Annotated in this window: 17 protein-coding genes; 10 read left to right on the top strand and 7 right to left on the bottom strand. The window is 35.0% G+C overall.

Features of this window, described 5'->3' with window-relative positions; all coding sequences use genetic code 11:
- Positions 1 to 4: 4 nt before the first annotated feature.
- Both trpD and J3U27_RS10115 read right to left on the bottom strand, forming a co-directional pair.
- Complete coding sequence (gene trpD, locus J3U27_RS10120) at positions 5 to 1,636, bottom strand: bifunctional anthranilate synthase glutamate amidotransferase component TrpG/anthranilate phosphoribosyltransferase TrpD (RefSeq protein WP_065563373.1); 1,632 nt, start codon at positions 1,634 to 1,636, stop codon at positions 5 to 7.
- Positions 1,636 to 3,198, bottom strand: a complete 1,563-nt coding sequence (locus J3U27_RS10115; RefSeq protein ID WP_267331032.1) for an anthranilate synthase component 1 — start codon at positions 3,196 to 3,198, stop codon at positions 1,636 to 1,638. The genes trpD and J3U27_RS10115 overlap by 1 nt, the downstream gene beginning before the upstream one ends.
- 566 nt (positions 3,199 to 3,764) lie before the next feature.
- On the opposite strand from J3U27_RS10115, the gene J3U27_RS10110 reads away from it, so the two are divergent.
- Entirely contained in the window at positions 3,765 to 4,673 is a 909-nt protein-coding gene (locus J3U27_RS10110) for an SPFH domain-containing protein (protein WP_065563371.1), read from the top strand.
- Between the two features lie 73 nt (positions 4,674 to 4,746).
- Positions 4,747 to 5,211 carry an NfeD family protein gene (locus tag J3U27_RS10105; protein ID WP_065563370.1) on the top strand — a complete coding sequence of 155 codons (465 nt, stop codon included), beginning with the start codon at positions 4,747 to 4,749 and terminating at the stop codon, positions 5,209 to 5,211.
- 157 nt (positions 5,212 to 5,368) lie between these two features.
- Here J3U27_RS10105 and bglX read toward each other — a convergent pair whose 3' ends face one another.
- The 3 genes from bglX to dapD form a co-directional block, all read right to left on the bottom strand.
- The gene (gene bglX, locus J3U27_RS10100) at positions 5,369 to 7,642 is read right to left on the bottom strand and encodes a beta-glucosidase BglX (RefSeq protein WP_267331738.1); all 2,274 of its coding nucleotides are present in this window, start codon (positions 7,640 to 7,642) and stop codon (positions 5,369 to 5,371) included.
- A 255-nt stretch (positions 7,643 to 7,897) separates the two neighbouring features.
- Positions 7,898 to 8,389, bottom strand: coding sequence for a YajQ family cyclic di-GMP-binding protein (locus J3U27_RS10095; RefSeq protein ID WP_065563368.1), 492 nt, complete (start codon positions 8,387 to 8,389; stop codon positions 7,898 to 7,900).
- A 93-nt stretch (positions 8,390 to 8,482) separates the two neighbouring features.
- Positions 8,483 to 9,307, bottom strand: coding sequence for a 2,3,4,5-tetrahydropyridine-2,6-dicarboxylate N-succinyltransferase (gene dapD, locus J3U27_RS10090; protein WP_065563367.1), 825 nt, complete (start codon positions 9,305 to 9,307; stop codon positions 8,483 to 8,485).
- 218 nt (positions 9,308 to 9,525) lie between these two features.
- On the opposite strand from dapD, the gene J3U27_RS10085 reads away from it, so the two are divergent.
- The 4 genes from J3U27_RS10085 to J3U27_RS10070 are packed head-to-tail and all read left to right on the top strand — an operon-like array spanning position 9,526 to position 11,314.
- Positions 9,526 to 10,002, top strand: a complete 477-nt coding sequence (locus J3U27_RS10085) for a prepilin-type N-terminal cleavage/methylation domain-containing protein (protein WP_267337728.1) — start codon at positions 9,526 to 9,528, stop codon at positions 10,000 to 10,002.
- Positions 9,996 to 10,559 carry a prepilin peptidase-dependent protein gene (locus J3U27_RS10080; RefSeq protein ID WP_267377391.1) on the top strand — a complete coding sequence of 188 codons (564 nt, stop codon included), beginning with the start codon at positions 9,996 to 9,998 and terminating at the stop codon, positions 10,557 to 10,559. Before J3U27_RS10085 ends, J3U27_RS10080 begins: the two co-directional genes overlap by 7 nt.
- Positions 10,543 to 10,983, top strand: a complete 441-nt coding sequence (locus J3U27_RS10075) for a DUF2509 family protein (protein ID WP_267353042.1) — start codon at positions 10,543 to 10,545, stop codon at positions 10,981 to 10,983. The genes J3U27_RS10080 and J3U27_RS10075 overlap by 17 nt, the downstream gene beginning before the upstream one ends.
- The gene (locus tag J3U27_RS10070) at positions 10,976 to 11,314 is read left to right on the top strand and encodes a type IV pilus modification PilV family protein (RefSeq protein ID WP_176713942.1); all 339 of its coding nucleotides are present in this window, start codon (positions 10,976 to 10,978) and stop codon (positions 11,312 to 11,314) included. The genes J3U27_RS10075 and J3U27_RS10070 overlap by 8 nt, the downstream gene beginning before the upstream one ends.
- On the opposite strand, the gene J3U27_RS10065 is transcribed toward J3U27_RS10070, so the two are convergent.
- Positions 11,286 to 12,173, bottom strand: a complete 888-nt coding sequence (locus J3U27_RS10065; RefSeq protein ID WP_267377390.1) for a LysR family transcriptional regulator — start codon at positions 12,171 to 12,173, stop codon at positions 11,286 to 11,288. The genes J3U27_RS10070 and J3U27_RS10065 overlap by 29 nt on opposite strands.
- A 203-nt stretch (positions 12,174 to 12,376) precedes the next feature.
- On the opposite strand from J3U27_RS10065, the gene J3U27_RS10060 reads away from it, so the two are divergent.
- Positions 12,377 to 13,078, top strand: coding sequence for an HAD family hydrolase (locus J3U27_RS10060; RefSeq protein ID WP_267377389.1), 702 nt, complete (start codon positions 12,377 to 12,379; stop codon positions 13,076 to 13,078).
- Here the strand turns inward: J3U27_RS10060 and J3U27_RS10055 are convergent.
- A complete protein-coding gene (locus J3U27_RS10055) occupies positions 13,075 to 13,812 on the bottom strand; it encodes an alpha/beta fold hydrolase (protein WP_220225758.1) in 738 nt (245 codons plus the stop codon). The two genes, J3U27_RS10060 and J3U27_RS10055, sit on opposite strands and share 4 nt — an antisense overlap.
- 123 nt (positions 13,813 to 13,935) lie before the next feature.
- On the opposite strand from J3U27_RS10055, the gene J3U27_RS10050 reads away from it, so the two are divergent.
- From J3U27_RS10050 to J3U27_RS10040, 3 genes are all read left to right on the top strand, one after another.
- On the top strand, positions 13,936 to 15,879 hold the full coding sequence (locus J3U27_RS10050) for an exoribonuclease II (protein WP_267377388.1): 1,944 nt from the start codon (positions 13,936 to 13,938) through the stop codon (positions 15,877 to 15,879).
- A gap of 192 nt (positions 15,880 to 16,071) precedes the next feature.
- The gene (locus J3U27_RS10045; RefSeq protein ID WP_065563359.1) at positions 16,072 to 16,311 is read left to right on the top strand and encodes a YecH family metal-binding protein; all 240 of its coding nucleotides are present in this window, start codon (positions 16,072 to 16,074) and stop codon (positions 16,309 to 16,311) included.
- Positions 16,312 to 16,477: 166 nt separating this feature from the next.
- Complete coding sequence (locus tag J3U27_RS10040) at positions 16,478 to 17,134, top strand: hypothetical protein (protein ID WP_220225756.1); 657 nt, start codon at positions 16,478 to 16,480, stop codon at positions 17,132 to 17,134.

The following is a 17,134-nucleotide window of genomic DNA, read 5'->3' as shown; positions in this document are numbered from 1 at the left end:
CTCATTATCTTGCTGCTAACTTTTGTAATAGCTCATAAGCTTTACCGCTACGCATTAATTCTATTGCACGCTTAGCATTTTGTTTTAAGTCTGGTTCACCAAATAGGCTAATTAACATCGCCACATTTGCAGCAATAGCTGCTTCATGCGCTGGTTTACCATGTCCTTGTAAAATCGCTAACAATAAATCACGATTCATTTCTGGTGTTCCACCTTCAATATCTTTCAAAGTATATTGCTGTAGACCAAAATCTTCTGGTGTTAAAGTAAAATAGCGAATTTCGCCATTTTTTACTTCGGCAACTTGAGTTTCGCCATGAATAGCGACTTCATCCATCCCTGAGCCATGTACCACATAAGCATGGGTATAGTTTAACATTTTTAATGTTTCTGCAATCGGTTTTATCAAATCAGGATGATAAACACCAAGTAAAATACGTTTTGGTCGTGATGGATTAATCAACGGCCCAAGAACATTAAAAATTGTTCGTGTTTTAAGTTGCTGACGTACTGGTGCAGCATGGCGGAATCCTGAGTGATATTGCTGAGCAAACAAGAAACACACACCTAATTCATCAAGCGCTTTTCGAGATGCTTCCGCTGACATGTTTAGTTTAATACCTAAAGCGGATAAAACATCTGATGATCCTGATTTGCTCGACACACCACGGTTACCATGCTTAGCAACTTTATACCCTAATGCCGCAGTAACAAAAGCACTGGCTGTGGAGATATTGATGCTGTTAGTTCCATCTCCACCAGTCCCAACGATGTCGGTAAAATCATAATCAGGCACTTCAAATGGATCAGCATTTTCAAGTAAGGCCTGAGCTGCTCCGGCAATTTCATCAGGTTTTTCACCCCGAACTTTCATACTAATGATAGCGGTTGCTAGTACCGTTGGTTCTATTTTACCTTGAATAATTAAATTAAACAGTATTTTACTCTCTTCTTGAGACAATACTTGCCCTAAGTACAATTTATTTAAAATCGGTTGAATATTGTATTCTTGCTTATCAACAATCGCTTCTTGTTTTGCTTCTGGCTGTTTTTGTGGTGGATTCAGTGCCCATTCAATGGTTTGTTCTAATAATTTTACCCCTTGAATCGTTAAAATTGATTCAGGATGAAATTGAAAACCGCAAACCCGATCTTGGTCATTACGTACTGCCATAACGATGTTATTACACATGGCATTGACGGTTAATGTTTTCGGTATGTTTTCACCTTTTAATGAGTGATAGCGCGCAACCGGTAATGGATTGGGTAAGTCTTTAAACATCGCTTGCCCATCATGTTCAATTAATGAAGCTTTTCCATGTAAAATATCGCCCGCAGGGACAATCATACCACCATAAGATTCAACAATCGCTTGATGTCCAAGACAGATACCAATGATCGGTAATTTACCTTTTAAACGTTTAAGTAATTCAGGCATTGAACCTGCTTCACTCGGTGCTCCAGGTCCTGGTGATAACATTAGGATAGGATTTTGCATTTGTGATAATTTTTCGATGATCACATCAGCTGGAATTGTGTTGCGATAAATTGTCACGTTATGTTGATTGTGACGTAACTGATCGACTAAGTTATAAGTAAACGAATCAACGTTATCAAGAAATAAGATATTAGCCATTAGAATACACCTTCTACATTATGTGCTGCCATAATCGCGCGAACAACAGCACGTGCTTTGTTACGTGATTCATCCGATTCTGCTTGTGGTTCTGAATCTAAAACCACGCCACATCCAGCTTGTACGGTTGCAACACCATCTTCCACATAAGCACTGCGAATAACGATACAAGTATCAAGATCACCATTGGCAGTAAAATATCCAACTGCCCCACCATAACTACCCCGTTTTATTTTTTCCGATTCGGCAATTAACTGCATTGCCCTAACTTTTGGCGCTCCAGTTAATGTTCCCATGTTCATGGTAGCTTGATAAGCATGTAGTGCATCAAGATCTTGACGTAGTTGACCAACAATTCTTGAAACTAAATGCATAACGTAAGAATAACGATCAACTTTTAATAACTCTTTGGTATATCGCGTCCCTGGCTGACAAATTCGAGCTAAATCATTTCGTGCTAAATCGACTAACATTAAATGTTCAGCTAACTCTTTTTTATCGGTGCGCATTTCCAACTCTAATCGACTATCCAAATCGTAATCAATCTCGCCATTAGTGTTTAAACCACGTGGGCGAGTACCAGCAATTGGATAAATTTCAACTTGATTATTGGCTTTATTATATTTGAGTGCACTTTCAGGTGAGGCACCAAATAAAACAAAATCCTCGTCTTGCATATAAAACATATAAGGGCTTGGATTATTATTTTTTAAGACTTGATATGCAGATAATGGTTGAGGACAAGGTAATGAAAAACGTCTAGATGGAACAGCTTGGAAAATTTCACCTTGTTGAATCGCATCTTGCATTTTCTTAACAATGGTATTGAAATCATCATCACTCTTATTACAAACGACATCCATTTCAGCCAACGATTGCCTTTTAATTGTGCTCATTGGTTGATTGAGTTTATTTTGCAATTCATCTAATCGTTGATTTAAGCGTGTAACTTCATCAGGACAAGAAGTAAAGGCCGTTGCTTTTAATAATGAAACGCGATCTTTGTGATTAATTTCCAATAAAGTTTCAGCTAAATAAAAACGAAAATCTTGGCAACGTTGTTCAGTTGGTAATATTGGTAAATGTTCAAAATTTGTCACTAAATCATACGCAAATAATCCACCAACAAAAACGGCATCTGAACTCGCTTTTTCGGGAATATTAACGATATTTAATAATGTTCTTAATGCATCAAAAATCGATAATGACTTCAAGCGAGAATCTTCATCTTGCAAACCATCAATAGGTGGAAACACTAACTTAAGATTATGTTCATCTATTTTTGTTTTAGTGACGTTATCAGGAAATGCTTGCTCTAACAAAGGTAATAATTTTTGCCCGTTGCTGGTTAAAGCTTGAAAAGTCACTTCGTTGTTTAGGGCCGAAATAGTTAAAGCGCTATCAATGATCATTACGCTTTTAATCCCTTGTTTATTATCAATTTCGGCAGATTCAAGCAACAATGTTGCCGGTTTATTATCACAAAGTTGATAAAATACCTGAGTCGGATCCTGATAATAACCAATGGTTTTGATTATTTGTGTTAATGTAGGCTTATTCATTGTTGACTCTCTTTATATAAAATTATTTTTTATCTTTTTTTTAAACTAAAAAACCCGCATTTAGCGGGTCTTGCGAAAAAAGGACATCATCACATCACCCGCAGAAAGTGATGCGCCACCAACTCAAAACAGTAGTTTTTTTATAGTGAGTTATAGGATTTTGATGATTTATCATTATTATATCTGCTTAAAAAAGATGTTGTACTATTAAACTAGTTCATTAGTGTGTTGTCAAGCGAATATTTTATATTCAATAAATAAAATTAGCCTTTATAAAAAATAGGTTTATTTAGACTCATTTTTTAAATTAATGACATTGATGATTGAACGATTTTAACCTATATGATTTCAGACCAGCGAATAAAGCAGTGCTCAATAACTTAATGATGAAATTAAAATCGAGGAGCTAGGTTGATCTTTTCAAGATAATTTTCTACGTTGCCGTATTTAACAAATGATCTATTAGGTTGTTTTGATTTCAAATGGTTAAAAACTAATAGTTTGTCAAATATCCTAATACCAATTAGAATAATCAATACATTAATAAAATTTAGAGATTTTGATATATGCCAATATTTTATATTCTTATTGCGATAATAGTTTTATTAGCTATCGTAACCGTTTTTAAAGCTATTACCATTGTTCCACAAGGATACCAATATACCATCGAGCGTTTTGGTAAATACACTCATACGCTTGAGCCTGGCTTAAACATCATTATCCCATTTATGGATGGTGTGGGTCGCAAAATCAATATGATGGAACAAGTTCTTGATATCCCATCTCAAGAAGTTATTTCTAAAGATAATGCGAATGTACAAATTGATGCGGTTTGCTTTATTCAAGTACAAGAAGCTGCAAGAGCTGCTTACCAAGTTAATCAACTTGAGCGTGCGGTTATTAATCTGATGATGACAAACATTCGTACCGTACTTGGTAGTATGGAACTTGATGAAATGTTATCACAACGTGATCACATCAACTCAAAACTTCTTAGCATTGTTGATGATGCAACTAGCCCTTGGGGAATTAAAATTACCCGTATCGAAATTCGTGACGTTCGCCCACCAGCAGAACTTATTGCAGCCATGAACGCGCAAATGAAAGCTGAACGTAACAAACGTGCTGAGATCCTTGAAGCAGAAGGTATCCGCCAAGCGGCTATTTTACGCTCTGAAGGTGAAAAACAGTCAGAAATATTAAAAGCAGAAGGTGAAAAACAAGCTGCATTTTTACAAGCAGAAGCGCGTGAACGTGCTGCCGAAGCCGAAGCAAAAGCTACACAAATGGTTTCAGAAGCGATTGCTGCTGGTAACATTAATGCGATCAACTACTTCGTTGCTCAAAAATATACTGAAGCTTTACAACAAATCGGTGCTTCAGATAACAGTAAAGTAGTGATGATGCCACTAGATGCTTCTAGCTTAATGGGTAGCATTGGCGGTATTGCAGAATTAATTAAAAACTCTAAATAATTTGCTTTAGTGAAACAATTCTTCCTAATCTAATTAGGAAGATATTATATTTTAATAAATTAGGTAACAATCAATGACTGATTTTTTAACGGTTATTTATGATTATCCTCACTGGGTATTTATTGCTTTAGGTGGTATTTTACTGATCCTTGAGCTATTGGGAACTTCCGGATATGGGCTTTGGAGTGGGATTGCAGCCATTGTTGTTGGTTTAATAGCTTGGGTTGTCCCTTTATCTTGGCCGATTCTATGGATTTTATTTGCTATTTTTACTTTGGTATCGGCTTATCTTTGGTGGGTGTGGTTAAAAAAACATGGTAAAGATAAATCTGGTAAAAGTGAAATCAATCAACCCCAACAAGAATTAATCGGAATCAAAACCATCGTTACCGAGGCTATAATTAATGGTTCGGGTCGGGTAAAAATAAAAGATGGCACATGGTCAGCAAAATGTAACCAAGATCTAGAAGTTGGACAACCTGTTGAAGTGATTGCTGTTGATGGATTAGTTCTGAAAGTAAAAGCACTCAATAGATAATTGTAATAATAAATGGATTAAATACGAGTCATTGACTCGTATTTTTTTACCTTAAAAACGTAAACGATACCAGTAAATAATCTTATATATTAGTCTTAAAGGTTGAAAGATTGAATAAAAGAACTAAACCGTCGATTAAAACCGACGGTTTTTGTGTTTATTTATCAAGTAAAGTGAATGTTTGCTTTTGTTTGGTTGTCGAATCTGAGCCTACAAACACATTAAATTTACCTGGTTCTGCAACATATTGCATTTTGTCATTCCAGAATTTTAACATGTCATATTTGATAACAAATTTTACTTGGCCTTTTTCGTGAGGTTTAAGTGCTATTTTCTCAAATCCAACTAACTCTTTGACAGGACGGCTAACTGAAGCAGTCACATCTTGCAAGTATAATTGGACAACTTGCGTCCCCTCTCTATCACCAGTATTTTCTACATTGGCTATCACTTCGATTTCACCATTTGGCGACATTTCAGTTTTTGATAGTGAAAAATCAATCGTAAAATTGGTATAACTCAAACCATAACCAAATGGAAATAACGGTTCGTTTGGACTATCAAAATAAGAAGTGGTGTATTTACCCATATTGACCGTGCCATGAGGTCGACCAGTATTTAATTGACCATAATAAACAGGAATTTGACCAACATTATCTGGGAAAGACATCGGTAATTTACCTGAAGGGTTATAATCACCAAAGAGAACATCAGCTACAGCATTACCACCTTCAGTACCTAAAAACCAAGTTTCAAGCATCGCATCGGCTTGTTCATATTCTTCTTTCACGGTAAGTGGGCGCCCATTCATCAATGCAATAATTAGTGGTTTACCTGTTGCTTTTAATGCTGTAATTAAACGTTTTTGGCTTGCTTGCAAATTGAGGTCAGTTCGACTTGATGATTCATGCGCCATTCCTTCGGCTTCGCCAACAAATAAAACAACAGCATCTGATCTTTTCGCTTGAGCAACCGCTTCGGCAATCATTTTATCAGCAGGTCTTTTATCAAATTTAGTGATCTCTTCATATAAATTTAAGAATTTATAAAGATTTGGATCATCCGAAATATTGGCACCCCATGCATAGCTAACTAATTTTGGATTAATAACAGCATTCTTAATCCCTTCCAAAGGGGTTACGGCTAAATTAGCTCGCCCAGCACCAGACCAACTACCCAAAATATCGCGTTTTGAATCTGCTAACGGTCCAATCACCGCAATTTTTTTATTTTTGCTCAACGGTAAAACATTGTTTTCATTTTTTAACAATACAATACTACGACGCGCAACATCCCTTGCTTCTGCACGATGTAAACGATCGTTGGCGAACATGGTTTCAATATCAAAATTAGGATCTAAATTTCGATGAGGATTTTTAAATAATCCCATATCATATTTCAGTTCTAATACATGACGACACGCTTGGTTAATCTGCTCTTGAGAGATTGCACCTTCATTAACTAGTTCTGGTATAAACTGTAAAAAATACTCATCATTCATACTGATATCAATACCAGCTAGGATCGCAATTCTAACTGCATCTTTAGCGTCTTTTGCCACACCGTGATTAATTAATTCACGAATAGCACCATGATCACTAACCACTACACCATCAAAATGCCATTGATCACGCAGTACCTCGGTTAATAACCAATGATTAGAGGTAGCAGGAATACCGTTTACACTAACAAGTGCAACCATAACCGCTCGGCTGCCTGCATCTACAGCCGCTTTATATGGTACAAGATATTCTTGGAACATTTTTCGTTCACTCATATCCGTACTATTATATTCACGACCAGCTTCAACCGCACCATATAGCGCAAAATGCTTAACGGTTGTCACTAATGATTTTTTATCCTCAAGAGACTGTTTTTGCATTTTTTCGACAAAAATACGCCCTGCTTCCGACGCTAAATAAGGATCTTCACCAAATCCTTCTGACACTCGGCCCCACCTTGGATCTCGCGTAATATCAACCATTGGCGCCCAAGTTACATTAAGCCCATCAGAAGTTGCTTCATCAGACGATACTTCAGCAACTTTACCTATCGCATCACGATCCCAAGTTGCAGCAATCCCTAAATTAATAGGAAATACCGTACGATGACCATGAATAATGTCAAAACCAAAATAAACAGGGATTTTATTCGGCGATTTTAATGCTCTTTCTTGCATTTGTGATAGATCGGGCTCAACTACAGTATTAAAAATACCACCAATTTCACCCGCTTCAATTTGGTCAAGGACTTTGTCTAGTGTAAGATCGCCACCCACACTGATTAATCGCAGTTGCCCTACTTTCTCTTTAATCGTCATCTTTGACATCAAGTCATCAATAAACGCTTTCTTTTCTTCACTATTGGGATTTTGAGCAAATAAAGGAGATGAAAAAATAAAAAAAACGAGAAATAATACGAATTTTTTCATAATAATAAGTATTTTTAAATTTAAGAGGATAGACAAGCGGATAGCATAACGTATTTAACTAAAAAAATCTCGTTATTTAGAAATAGCATCCCTAAAAATAAAGATAAAAGCATTTATTCTTAAAAATTTAAGCTTCAAAAAGTGCGTTCCTCAACTTTTTTTAAGATTTATTAAGGAAATAGATAAAAAAAATATTGCCGAAAAATGCTTTAAAAGGGAATCATCAAGTCGGCAATAATCATGAATGAAGATCTATTAATCGCGGAAATTAGTAAATTGGAAAGGTTGCCCTAATTCACCATTTTTGACTAGTGCCATGGTTGCTTGTAAATCATCACGAGACTTACCTGTAACGCGAACCTGCTCACCTTGTACTTGAGCTTGCACTTTAAGTTTACTGTCTTTAATCAGCTTAACTATTTTTTTAGCTAACTCTTTATCGATACCTTGTTTTAGTTTGACAGTAATACTATAAAATTTTCCGCTATGTTCCAGCTCTTCCGGAATTTCTAGCGCTCCGCCATCAATACCACGTTTAGCCAACTTATCACGTAAAATATCCAATAGCTGTTGAACTTGGAAATCGGATTGGCTAGTTGCTTTGATGGTTTCATTTTTTTCATTGAGCTCAAAAGATGCTTCGACATTTTTGAAGTCCCAACGAGTGGTCAGTTCACGAGTCGCATTGTCGACACCGTTTTTAACTTCTGGCATTTGAATTTCTGACACAATATCAAAAGAAGGCATAAATTTTCCTCTTCTAATCGTTATAAATATTACTTATTTTAAACAACTCTTTTAATTGCCGCCACAATATTTACGGCGGCATTATTATTAAGATTAATCGATAGTACGAAGTAATTCGTTGATACCAACTTTACCTAAAGTTTTAGCATCGACTTTTTTCACAATAACTGCACAATAAAGGCTATATTTGCCATCTTTAGTTGGTAAGTTACCTGATACCACAACCGAACCAGCTGGAACACGTCCGTAATGAACTTCACCAGTTGCTCGATCATAAATTTTAGTACTTTGACCAATAAATACGCCCATTGAGATCACACTGCCTTCTTCAACAATCACACCTTCAACGATTTCACTACGAGCACCAATGAAACAGTTATCTTCGATAATAGTTGGGTTTGCTTGTAATGGTTCTAACACACCACCAATACCAACACCACCAGATAAGTGAACATTTTTACCAATTTGTGCACATGAACCAACAGTTACCCAAGTATCAACCATCGTGCCTTCATCAACATAAGCACCGATATTTACGTAAGATGGCATTAATACGGTATTACGAGCAACATAAGCACCTTTACGCGCAATTGCTGATGGAACGACACGGAAGCCTTCTTGTTGGAAGCGAGCTTCATCATAATCAGCAAATTTTAATGGCACTTTGTCATAATAATTTGTTGCGCCACCATCAATAAGTTGATTTTCATTAATACGGAAAGAGAGCAATACCGCTTTTTTTAACCATTGATGAGTCACCCAATCGCCATTAATCTTTTCCGCGACACGCATTTTACCGCTGTCTAATAGAGCGATACATTGATTAATTGCATCACGTGTTACAGTATCAACATTCGAAGGCGTAATTTCAGCACGACGTTCAAATGCTGCCTCAATAATAGTTTGTAATTGTTGCATTTCTCGTTTCCTTTAACTTTAAGTCCGTTAGCAAATTTAATTGGGCAAACAGTATAATATAATATGCAGTTATTTTTAAGTGGTTTATCGTATCATTGAGATTTCTCAAAAAGGATAAATTATTTGGAATACCTTTCACAAAATCTGAACAATATTTAATACAGTTGTTTTCTTTGAATATAAAGTTGAATCCTCATTAAATCTTGTAACAAAAAATAATGCAAAACGATGGATTTTCTTTAGTAGAACTTTTATTTGTTATCTGTATTGGTGCTATTTTGGCTTCAATAGGCGTGCAACATTGGAAGGAATTACAGCTCCGTAACGAACTTACTACTACCACAAAACAGCTAGCCTATTTTTTGGAGGAAGTCCAAGCCAAAGCTTATAACGCTAACGAAAATGTCCACATCTATTATTTTTTGACGCCTTGGTGCTTAAGCATCAGCAAAGGCGAAAAACCAGCGACGTGCCAAGAAGGCTCTAGCTATTTTATTAAACCTAACAATTCTGTTGAATTAAATGATTTAGCCGATAAAAAAACCATCTCTTTTTGGGGGCGAAAAAATATGGCTCAAACCGGTACATTCGAATTGCATAATGCCATTGGCACCACACAAATTATTATTTCATATCGAGGGCGGATTCGGTTTTGTAAGAAAAATAGTTATTTACCAGGGCTGCCGCGATGTTAAAGCAAGATGGTTTTTCGTTATTTGAAATGATGTTAAGCATCACCTTTTCTAGCTTAATCTTCATTGGCATTACAGCTTTTTATAGTAAATTACAATCGATTATACTTCAGCAAAATCTTAATACTCATCTACAAAGGAATATTCATCAAGGTATTGTTAGTATTTCCAAAGATTTGAAACGTGCTGGGTTTATCGCCAATAAACCAAAAAAGATGAGTCAGCAACCAATTGAAATCAATCTAGCAAAAAATTGCTATATCTTCCGTTACGATAGCGAGATCCGCAATGATTGGGTTCATAATACGACTATTCCAACCAAATCAGATATCTTTGCGTATCGGCTTTATAATAATAATTTGGAATATAAGGTTGGAACAATCAATTGCGAAGGTGTCAATTGGGAGAAAATTTTCGATCCTCACGACATTAAAATCACTCAATTTTCAATCAAAAAACAAAATAATCATTTTGAGATAGATATTAGTGCTCAATTGAAGAAAAACAAAAAAATTAAATATCAAACAACAACCATTATCAAAAATGAAAATCCCTTTTAATCGTTCAGTAACTCAATATGATGGCTTTAGCACGCTTTTGATGGTGATCATATTAACCATTGTTGGACTTCTTTTGCTAACGGGGTTTCAAATTACCATTGATTCGATAAAAAGGAGCTATTTGATTGAAACCCAATATTATCGTCAGTTTAATCAAGCTAGTTCCAGTTTAAATTGGGCAACCAAACAAATTTGGCAACCGCCAACTGAAGAGTGGCAATGCTTATCTGATACTCAATATCAATTAAAAGCATGTATAAAAAAATCGCGATTAAAAGTGGATAACTACACCCTAGTACGTGGACAAGCTAATGATGATTATTTCCTTTATATGTTAACGCATTTTGAAGATAACCAACTTATTGTTGAAAAAGGTCATTGGTTAGATTATTGCCCTGAAAAGAAGATGATTGATTGTGAATAGTAAAAATATAAGTAATAAAAAAACAGCTGGCTTTAGTTTAATTGAAGTTATGTTGTCATGTTTAATGTTTGCCATCATCATGCTGGGTTTTATTCGTTATTTAACCTCAATTATTAATCAACACCACTATTTTCATCAACATTTCAAAGCACAGCAAATGGCGTTTGCTTTACTTGATAGTTACCCTCATACGGTAGATAAAATCATACCAAAAGAGTGGCAATATCAAGTTTACAGCCAACCTTATAGTGCACCTTGTAAAATGGTTTTTATTGATATTACCCCACCGAATCATAAGACGATTAAACAACAACGTTTATTATGTGATTAATGTTCATTTCTAAAAATGAATCACGCTGTTTATTTTCAATTTTTTCATTCCATGCAACCGCAATATCCCATCCTGTTTGAGCTAATTCAAGCGTGACAAGTTTTACACCTTTAGGTAGAAAATGACAAACACTAGCAGGCACAAAAGCAATGCCATTTTTGGCAGCAATTAAAGCCAAAAGAGAGGGAAGATCATTCGTCGCCCCGCCCTGTTTTGGTATAGCGTTTATAGCCTCAAGTAATAATTTTGTTTGCTCGGTCAAACAAGGCGCCAAGCAGGGATTTATATGTAATAAGGGATGCGTTTCTAGTACATCTTTAAGATTGTTCCTACTGACTTTTAGATTATTTGGAACTGCTAGCACGATATACTCTTTAAATAACATAATTGAACTCAATGACTCTGGCACAGGCATACGGACAAAACCAATATCTAATTCCCCCTGCATTAGCAGAGTAATTTGCTCGTTTGAGGGAAGTTGTTTTGCTGAAACATGGCATTGCGGATTTCTTTCAGAAAAAGTTCGAATCCATTTAGGAACATGTTGAAAACAAGATATGCCAAAACCGATTGAAAGAACTCCATTCATGTTTTTTTTAATATTATTAGCAAAGAGTAAAAATTTCTTATTCTGTTGTAATAGCTTTTTAACTTCAGGATATAGCGCCTTCCCAACTTCAGTTAACTTTGCGCCATTCCGACCACGAATAAACAGTCTTCGATCAATTGCTCGTTCAAATGCTTGAATTTGTTTAGTTAACGCGGGTTGTGTTATAAATAATTGCTCAGAAGCGACACGGTAATTCCCTACCTCAACAAGTGCGACGAAAGCTCGTAGCAACTTCATTTCAATGTCCATATCCATTCCTAATTGTTATCAAATCAGTCATTTTTTTCATTATACATAATTACTTTTACTATTTATATTAATTTCAATAAGTACAATTAGTTATGAATAAAATTAAGATGTTTATTGTTAAATGGACGCTCTTCTATAAGTCCAAAGATTCAATGTAAATAGTTAAATTCTCGGCTAAGGTTAACGTACGGGGTAAAAAACTTATGAGTAAGGCAATAAAAAAAATTTCTGCGGTTTTATTTGATATGGATGGGGTTCTAATTGATTCAAATACCATTATTGAAAAAGCGTGGATTGAGGCTGGCAAGTTATATGGAATAACCGTCAAGGATGACGATATTATTAAACATATTCATGGCCAACCCGGGCCACATACGATTAAAGCACTGTTTGGGCATCTATCAACTGAAGCGCAAAAAAGTGTTCAAGACTATATCATGCACGCTGAAAATACTGCTGATTATGATCCAATACCAGGTGTTGCACTATTAATACATGCCTTAGCGAAAGCCAAAATTAGGGTGGGGATTGTAACCAGTGGTTGGCGCGAAAAAATAGATCGAATAATGGCAATGCTGAATATACAGGAATGTATTTCTGTGATAGTAGAACGAAACGATGTGGCTCGTGGAAAACCCTACCCCGATCCTTATCTTCTTGGCGCTAAACGCCTTATGCTACCACCCGCTGAAACGTTAGTATTTGAAGACTCAATAAGTGGCGTGACTTCAGCAGTTGAAGCTGGCGCCTATTGTGTTGGAATAGGCGATGCTGAGCTTATCAAACACGGAGCACAAACTGCGATCCCAGACTTTTCAAAAGTTAACGTGATAAATGATAGCATTATTGTGTTGGATGACGACCATAAGCTCATTTTAAACAATGCATCAACCACAATCGATTAGATGAAGCTTTTTGTATGTAAAAGTTGTAAAACTTGCTGAGTTTTTTCTGCATGAACATTATGACCAGCACCTTCTACTATTTCAATTTGAGCATTTGGAAATTGGCTAAATATTGCTGGATAATCCTTATCAGTAATATAGTTTGAATTTCCACCTCGGATGAATAATGTCGGTACGTTACAAGGTGAAATTGTGTGCCAATCGCATATATTGTCATATTGATCAATAATGACTTGAGCATTAAACAACCAATGCTGATGTTTAAAAGATTTAAGTAAAAATGAAATTGTCGGGGCACTTAAATCATGCATAAGTTCAATAATCTGCTTTTTATCAGTTAATTGTTGATTAATACATTTTTCTAAAGCGTTAAGAACAGGTGCGTTTGCCGTTTGAGTATATTTAACTGGCGCAATATCAATGACACAGATTTTAGAAACAGGAATAAGTTGGCTTAATTGCATGGCAACTTTTCCTCCCATTGAATGGCCGATTAATATAATATTTTGTAACTGCAAATCATGACATAACTCAGCAACATCTTCAGCCATCACTTCATAATTCATGACATTTGACCATGGTGATTGACCATGATTGCGCAAATCAACCTGAATAGTTTGGTAATGACTAGACAGATCTTTAGCTAACATATTTAAATTATCTAAGCTTCCAAATAAACCATGCATCAATAAAATTGGTTGATTATCACCCTGTATTTTATAGTTTAATTTCATTATGCCACTCTACAATTTATTGTAATTAAGACTGTTTCGTCATCACTAATAAACAATTCAATAACCCCAAAAGCATAACTATGATAGAATTTAGTTCAAATTTTTCAATTAATATTAAAAACTATGTTTCAAAATAACCCTTTACTAGCCCAACTAAAAAAAGAATTATATGAACAAAAACCTCGTGTTGAAGGTATCGTCCGAGCGCATGAAAAAGGTTTTGGCTTTCTAAATGTTGACAACAAAACTGACTACTTTATTGCTGTTTCGAAAATGAAAATGGTTTGTCATGGTGATAAAGTTTCTGGCACTATTTCCACCATTAACGATAAAACATCATTTGAACCTGAAGTATTAATTGAAAGTAGTTTACAAAAATTTATTGGCAAAATTGGTTTTTTAGATAATGCGATGGTCATTTATCCCGAAAATATACCTGTCAATTTTGCCATTCGCTGTAAAGTTAATCCTGAAGTAAAGCAAAAATTAAAAGAAGGTGATTGGGTTGTTGCCACCTTACAATCTCATCCATTAGAAAAAAATAAAAATCATTTTCTTGCTGAAATAACAAAATTTATTGCCAGTGCTGATTCAATTTATCAACTATGGCTTAAAACTTTAGCTCGTTATAATTTAGAAGACAAAGCTCCACAAGCTGAATCTTTAACAATTTCAGAGACTGAAAAAGAAAATCGTCAAGATTTAACGGATATTCAATTTTTTACAATTGACAGTGAAAATACCGAAGATATGGACGATGCGATTACCATTTCACAAGATGATATGGGTAATTATAACCTGATGATCGCCATCGCTGATCCAACCGCATATATTGAGCAAGATAGTGAAATCGACAATATCGCAAAAAACCGAAACTTTACCACCTATCTGCCCGACTTTAATATTCCAATGTTACCAAAACAGTTAGCGGACGATCTTTGTTCATTAAAAGCTAATCAAAAACGTCCAGCTATGGTTTGTAAAATTAAAATTGATAAAAATGGCGAATTTACGAATGATGATATCAGTTTTTTACCCGCATGGATTGAATCGAAAGCTAAGCTTTCTTACCACAATGTGTCTGAATTTTTAGAGAATCGTGGTGATTTAAATATCGATGACGCGGCAATAAAAAACCAACTAAAATTATTATCAGAATTGGCAAAAACACGGATAAATTGGCGCCAACAAAATGCGTTAGTTTTCAAAGTGAACAATGATTATCGATTTATCCTTGATAATAATCGTCAAGTAAAAACAATCATTAAAGAATCACGTGGCATCGGCAATAATATTGTTGAAGAAGTGATGATTATCGCTAATTTAGCGCTCACCATGTATTTGAAAGAAAACGTAGGTACTGGCGTATTTAACACTCATTCAGGCTTTGATACCAAATACATTGAACAAATATTAAAAATATTAGCAGACAATGGCATTACAGATTTTGATAAAGAATCACTTACTTCATTTGAAGGCTATGTTAAATTCCGCCGATTAAGTGATGATAATGACTTCTTATCAACACGATTGAGAAAGTTCCAAACACCTGCTGAATTCTCTATAAAACCAGAACCTCACTTTGGTTTAGGATTTGATGCTTATGCAACATGGACTTCACCAATTCGAAAATATGGTGATATGATAAACCATCGTATACTTAAAGCCTCGCTTAAAGCAGAAGCCTTAACAGCTCCATCCAACGAACAATTAGAGAGCATGGCTGATAGACGTAAAAAATTACGTTTAGCTGAGCGTGATATTGCCGAAAACCTTTATTGCCAATATTTATCTAACAAAATAGGACAAGCGTTCGCAGCGGAAATATTAGATATCAACCGTGGCGGTGCGAGAGTTCGTTTAAATGATATTGGCGCATTAGCATTTTTACCACTGTCAATGATTCATGCCGTGCGCGATGAAATATCAACTAGTCCGGATGAAGGGCTAATTAAAATTAAAGGCGAAACTGCATACAAAATTGCTGATTTGATCACTGTTAAAATTCATGAAATTAAAATGGAAAATCTATCGGTTATTGTGAAACTGAATGAATCTAACTCTTAAATTCCCTAGTCAATTTAATCAGTTACAAACTATGATTAATAACCCTGATAATTATCAGGGTTAAGCTAAAAAATATTAATAATATTTTTAACATTTATCCTCTTTTTTTTAATAATAATATCTGCTATCTTTCACCGCTCAAAAAAATAAAAAATAAAGCTAGTTTAAACTGCTATATGGAGAGGAAAAAAGATGTCAATTCACGGCCACGAAGTGTTACAAATGATGGATGGGAATGATTATACTGAATCATCTTTACTTGAAGCCATACACAAAAAATTCGGTACCGAGGCTAAATTTCATACCTGTTCCAACTCCGATATGAATGCCGAGCAACTTATTGCCTTTTTAAAAGCAAAAGGAAAATTTAAGCCGGCTTCAATTGATGATTCACAATTTACCGTCGATGTTCGAAAAATATGTCGACATTAATAAAAACTTACAAAAGAATAATAAATGCGTTTTTATAAATTTAATGTAATCATCTAGTGTTTTTAAAAGAATAAGAGTATATAATTTCGCGCTACGGCTCCACTAAAAAGTGTAAGTTGCTCATCCTGAAATTACAACTCAAGAATATATTCGTGGAATTTGATATATGAAAATAAGTAATATCCTTACATGCGCCATTGTCTCTATTCTTGCCGCAGGCTGTGTAAAAAACAATACGTCTTCAACCGATGGTAAAACTAAAGTTGATCAGTTAGCGATTTTAAAGCAACAATCTGAACAAAATAATTCGTTTGTTGTGGACGCAAAAAAACAATTACTTCAACTCGTTGGAGACAAACACTTTGACAGCTATATAACCAAACACGGTATTTTAAACTGTAAAGGTGACAGCAACCAATCTGCCTGTGTGCTAAATTTTTATCTCAAAGAATTCTACAAGCTAAAATATGACATTCAACTTAAAAGAGTCGTCGAGGAAAACCAAGCTGAACATAATCTTGAGTTGAAAAAAATCACACCAACTGATAGTAATGTTAAAAATTACTGTCAATGGTCAGCAGATTTTATTGAAGCAGTTTATACTAATGATACCAATAATATAATCCAAAGTTATCAAACTTTATTTAAGATGTCAGTGCAAGATTTGGCCGCTTTAAAAGCTAAAATTCTCAAAGATAACTACTCTCACTTTTTGATTGATGAAAACCCAAGTATTCTTCAAGAGATGAGAAGCGACTTTATGGAAAAATGCTTAAGTAGCCCTAAAGACAATATTATCAATTACAACAATATTTTTAGATAA

Origin of the sequence: Gilliamella sp. B2911, assembly GCF_026536965.1 — a bacterium.
Lineage (GTDB): Bacteria > Pseudomonadota > Gammaproteobacteria > Enterobacterales > Orbaceae > Gilliamella > Gilliamella apicola_E.
This window is presented reverse-complemented; position numbering and strand designations above follow the sequence as displayed.

Bases quoted from the DNA above. Each gene is read 5' to 3' on its own strand.
- trpD (WP_065563373.1), bottom strand. From the start codon at position 1,636: ATGGCTAATATCTTATTTCTTGATAACGTTGATTCGTTTACTTATAAC.
- J3U27_RS10115 (WP_267331032.1), bottom strand. From the start codon at position 3,198: ATGAATAAGCCTACATTAACACAAATAATCAAAACCATTGGTTATTAT.
- J3U27_RS10110 (WP_065563371.1), top strand. From the start codon at position 3,765: ATGCCAATATTTTATATTCTTATTGCGATAATAGTTTTATTAGCTATC.
- J3U27_RS10105 (WP_065563370.1), top strand. From the start codon at position 4,747: ATGACTGATTTTTTAACGGTTATTTATGATTATCCTCACTGGGTATTT.
- bglX (WP_267331738.1), bottom strand. From the start codon at position 7,642: ATGAAAAAATTCGTATTATTTCTCGTTTTTTTTATTTTTTCATCTCCT.
- J3U27_RS10095 (WP_065563368.1), bottom strand. From the start codon at position 8,389: ATGCCTTCTTTTGATATTGTGTCAGAAATTCAAATGCCAGAAGTTAAA.
- dapD (WP_065563367.1), bottom strand. From the start codon at position 9,307: ATGCAACAATTACAAACTATTATTGAGGCAGCATTTGAACGTCGTGCT.
- J3U27_RS10085 (WP_267337728.1), top strand. From the start codon at position 9,526: ATGCAAAACGATGGATTTTCTTTAGTAGAACTTTTATTTGTTATCTGT.
- J3U27_RS10080 (WP_267377391.1), top strand. From the start codon at position 9,996: ATGTTAAAGCAAGATGGTTTTTCGTTATTTGAAATGATGTTAAGCATC.
- J3U27_RS10075 (WP_267353042.1), top strand. From the start codon at position 10,543: ATGAAAATCCCTTTTAATCGTTCAGTAACTCAATATGATGGCTTTAGC.
- J3U27_RS10065 (WP_267377390.1), bottom strand. From the start codon at position 12,173: ATGGACATTGAAATGAAGTTGCTACGAGCTTTCGTCGCACTTGTTGAG.
- J3U27_RS10060 (WP_267377389.1), top strand. From the start codon at position 12,377: ATGAGTAAGGCAATAAAAAAAATTTCTGCGGTTTTATTTGATATGGAT.
- J3U27_RS10055 (WP_220225758.1), bottom strand. From the start codon at position 13,812: ATGAAATTAAACTATAAAATACAGGGTGATAATCAACCAATTTTATTG.
- J3U27_RS10050 (WP_267377388.1), top strand. From the start codon at position 13,936: ATGTTTCAAAATAACCCTTTACTAGCCCAACTAAAAAAAGAATTATAT.
- J3U27_RS10045 (WP_065563359.1), top strand. From the start codon at position 16,072: ATGTCAATTCACGGCCACGAAGTGTTACAAATGATGGATGGGAATGAT.
- J3U27_RS10040 (WP_220225756.1), top strand. From the start codon at position 16,478: ATGAAAATAAGTAATATCCTTACATGCGCCATTGTCTCTATTCTTGCC.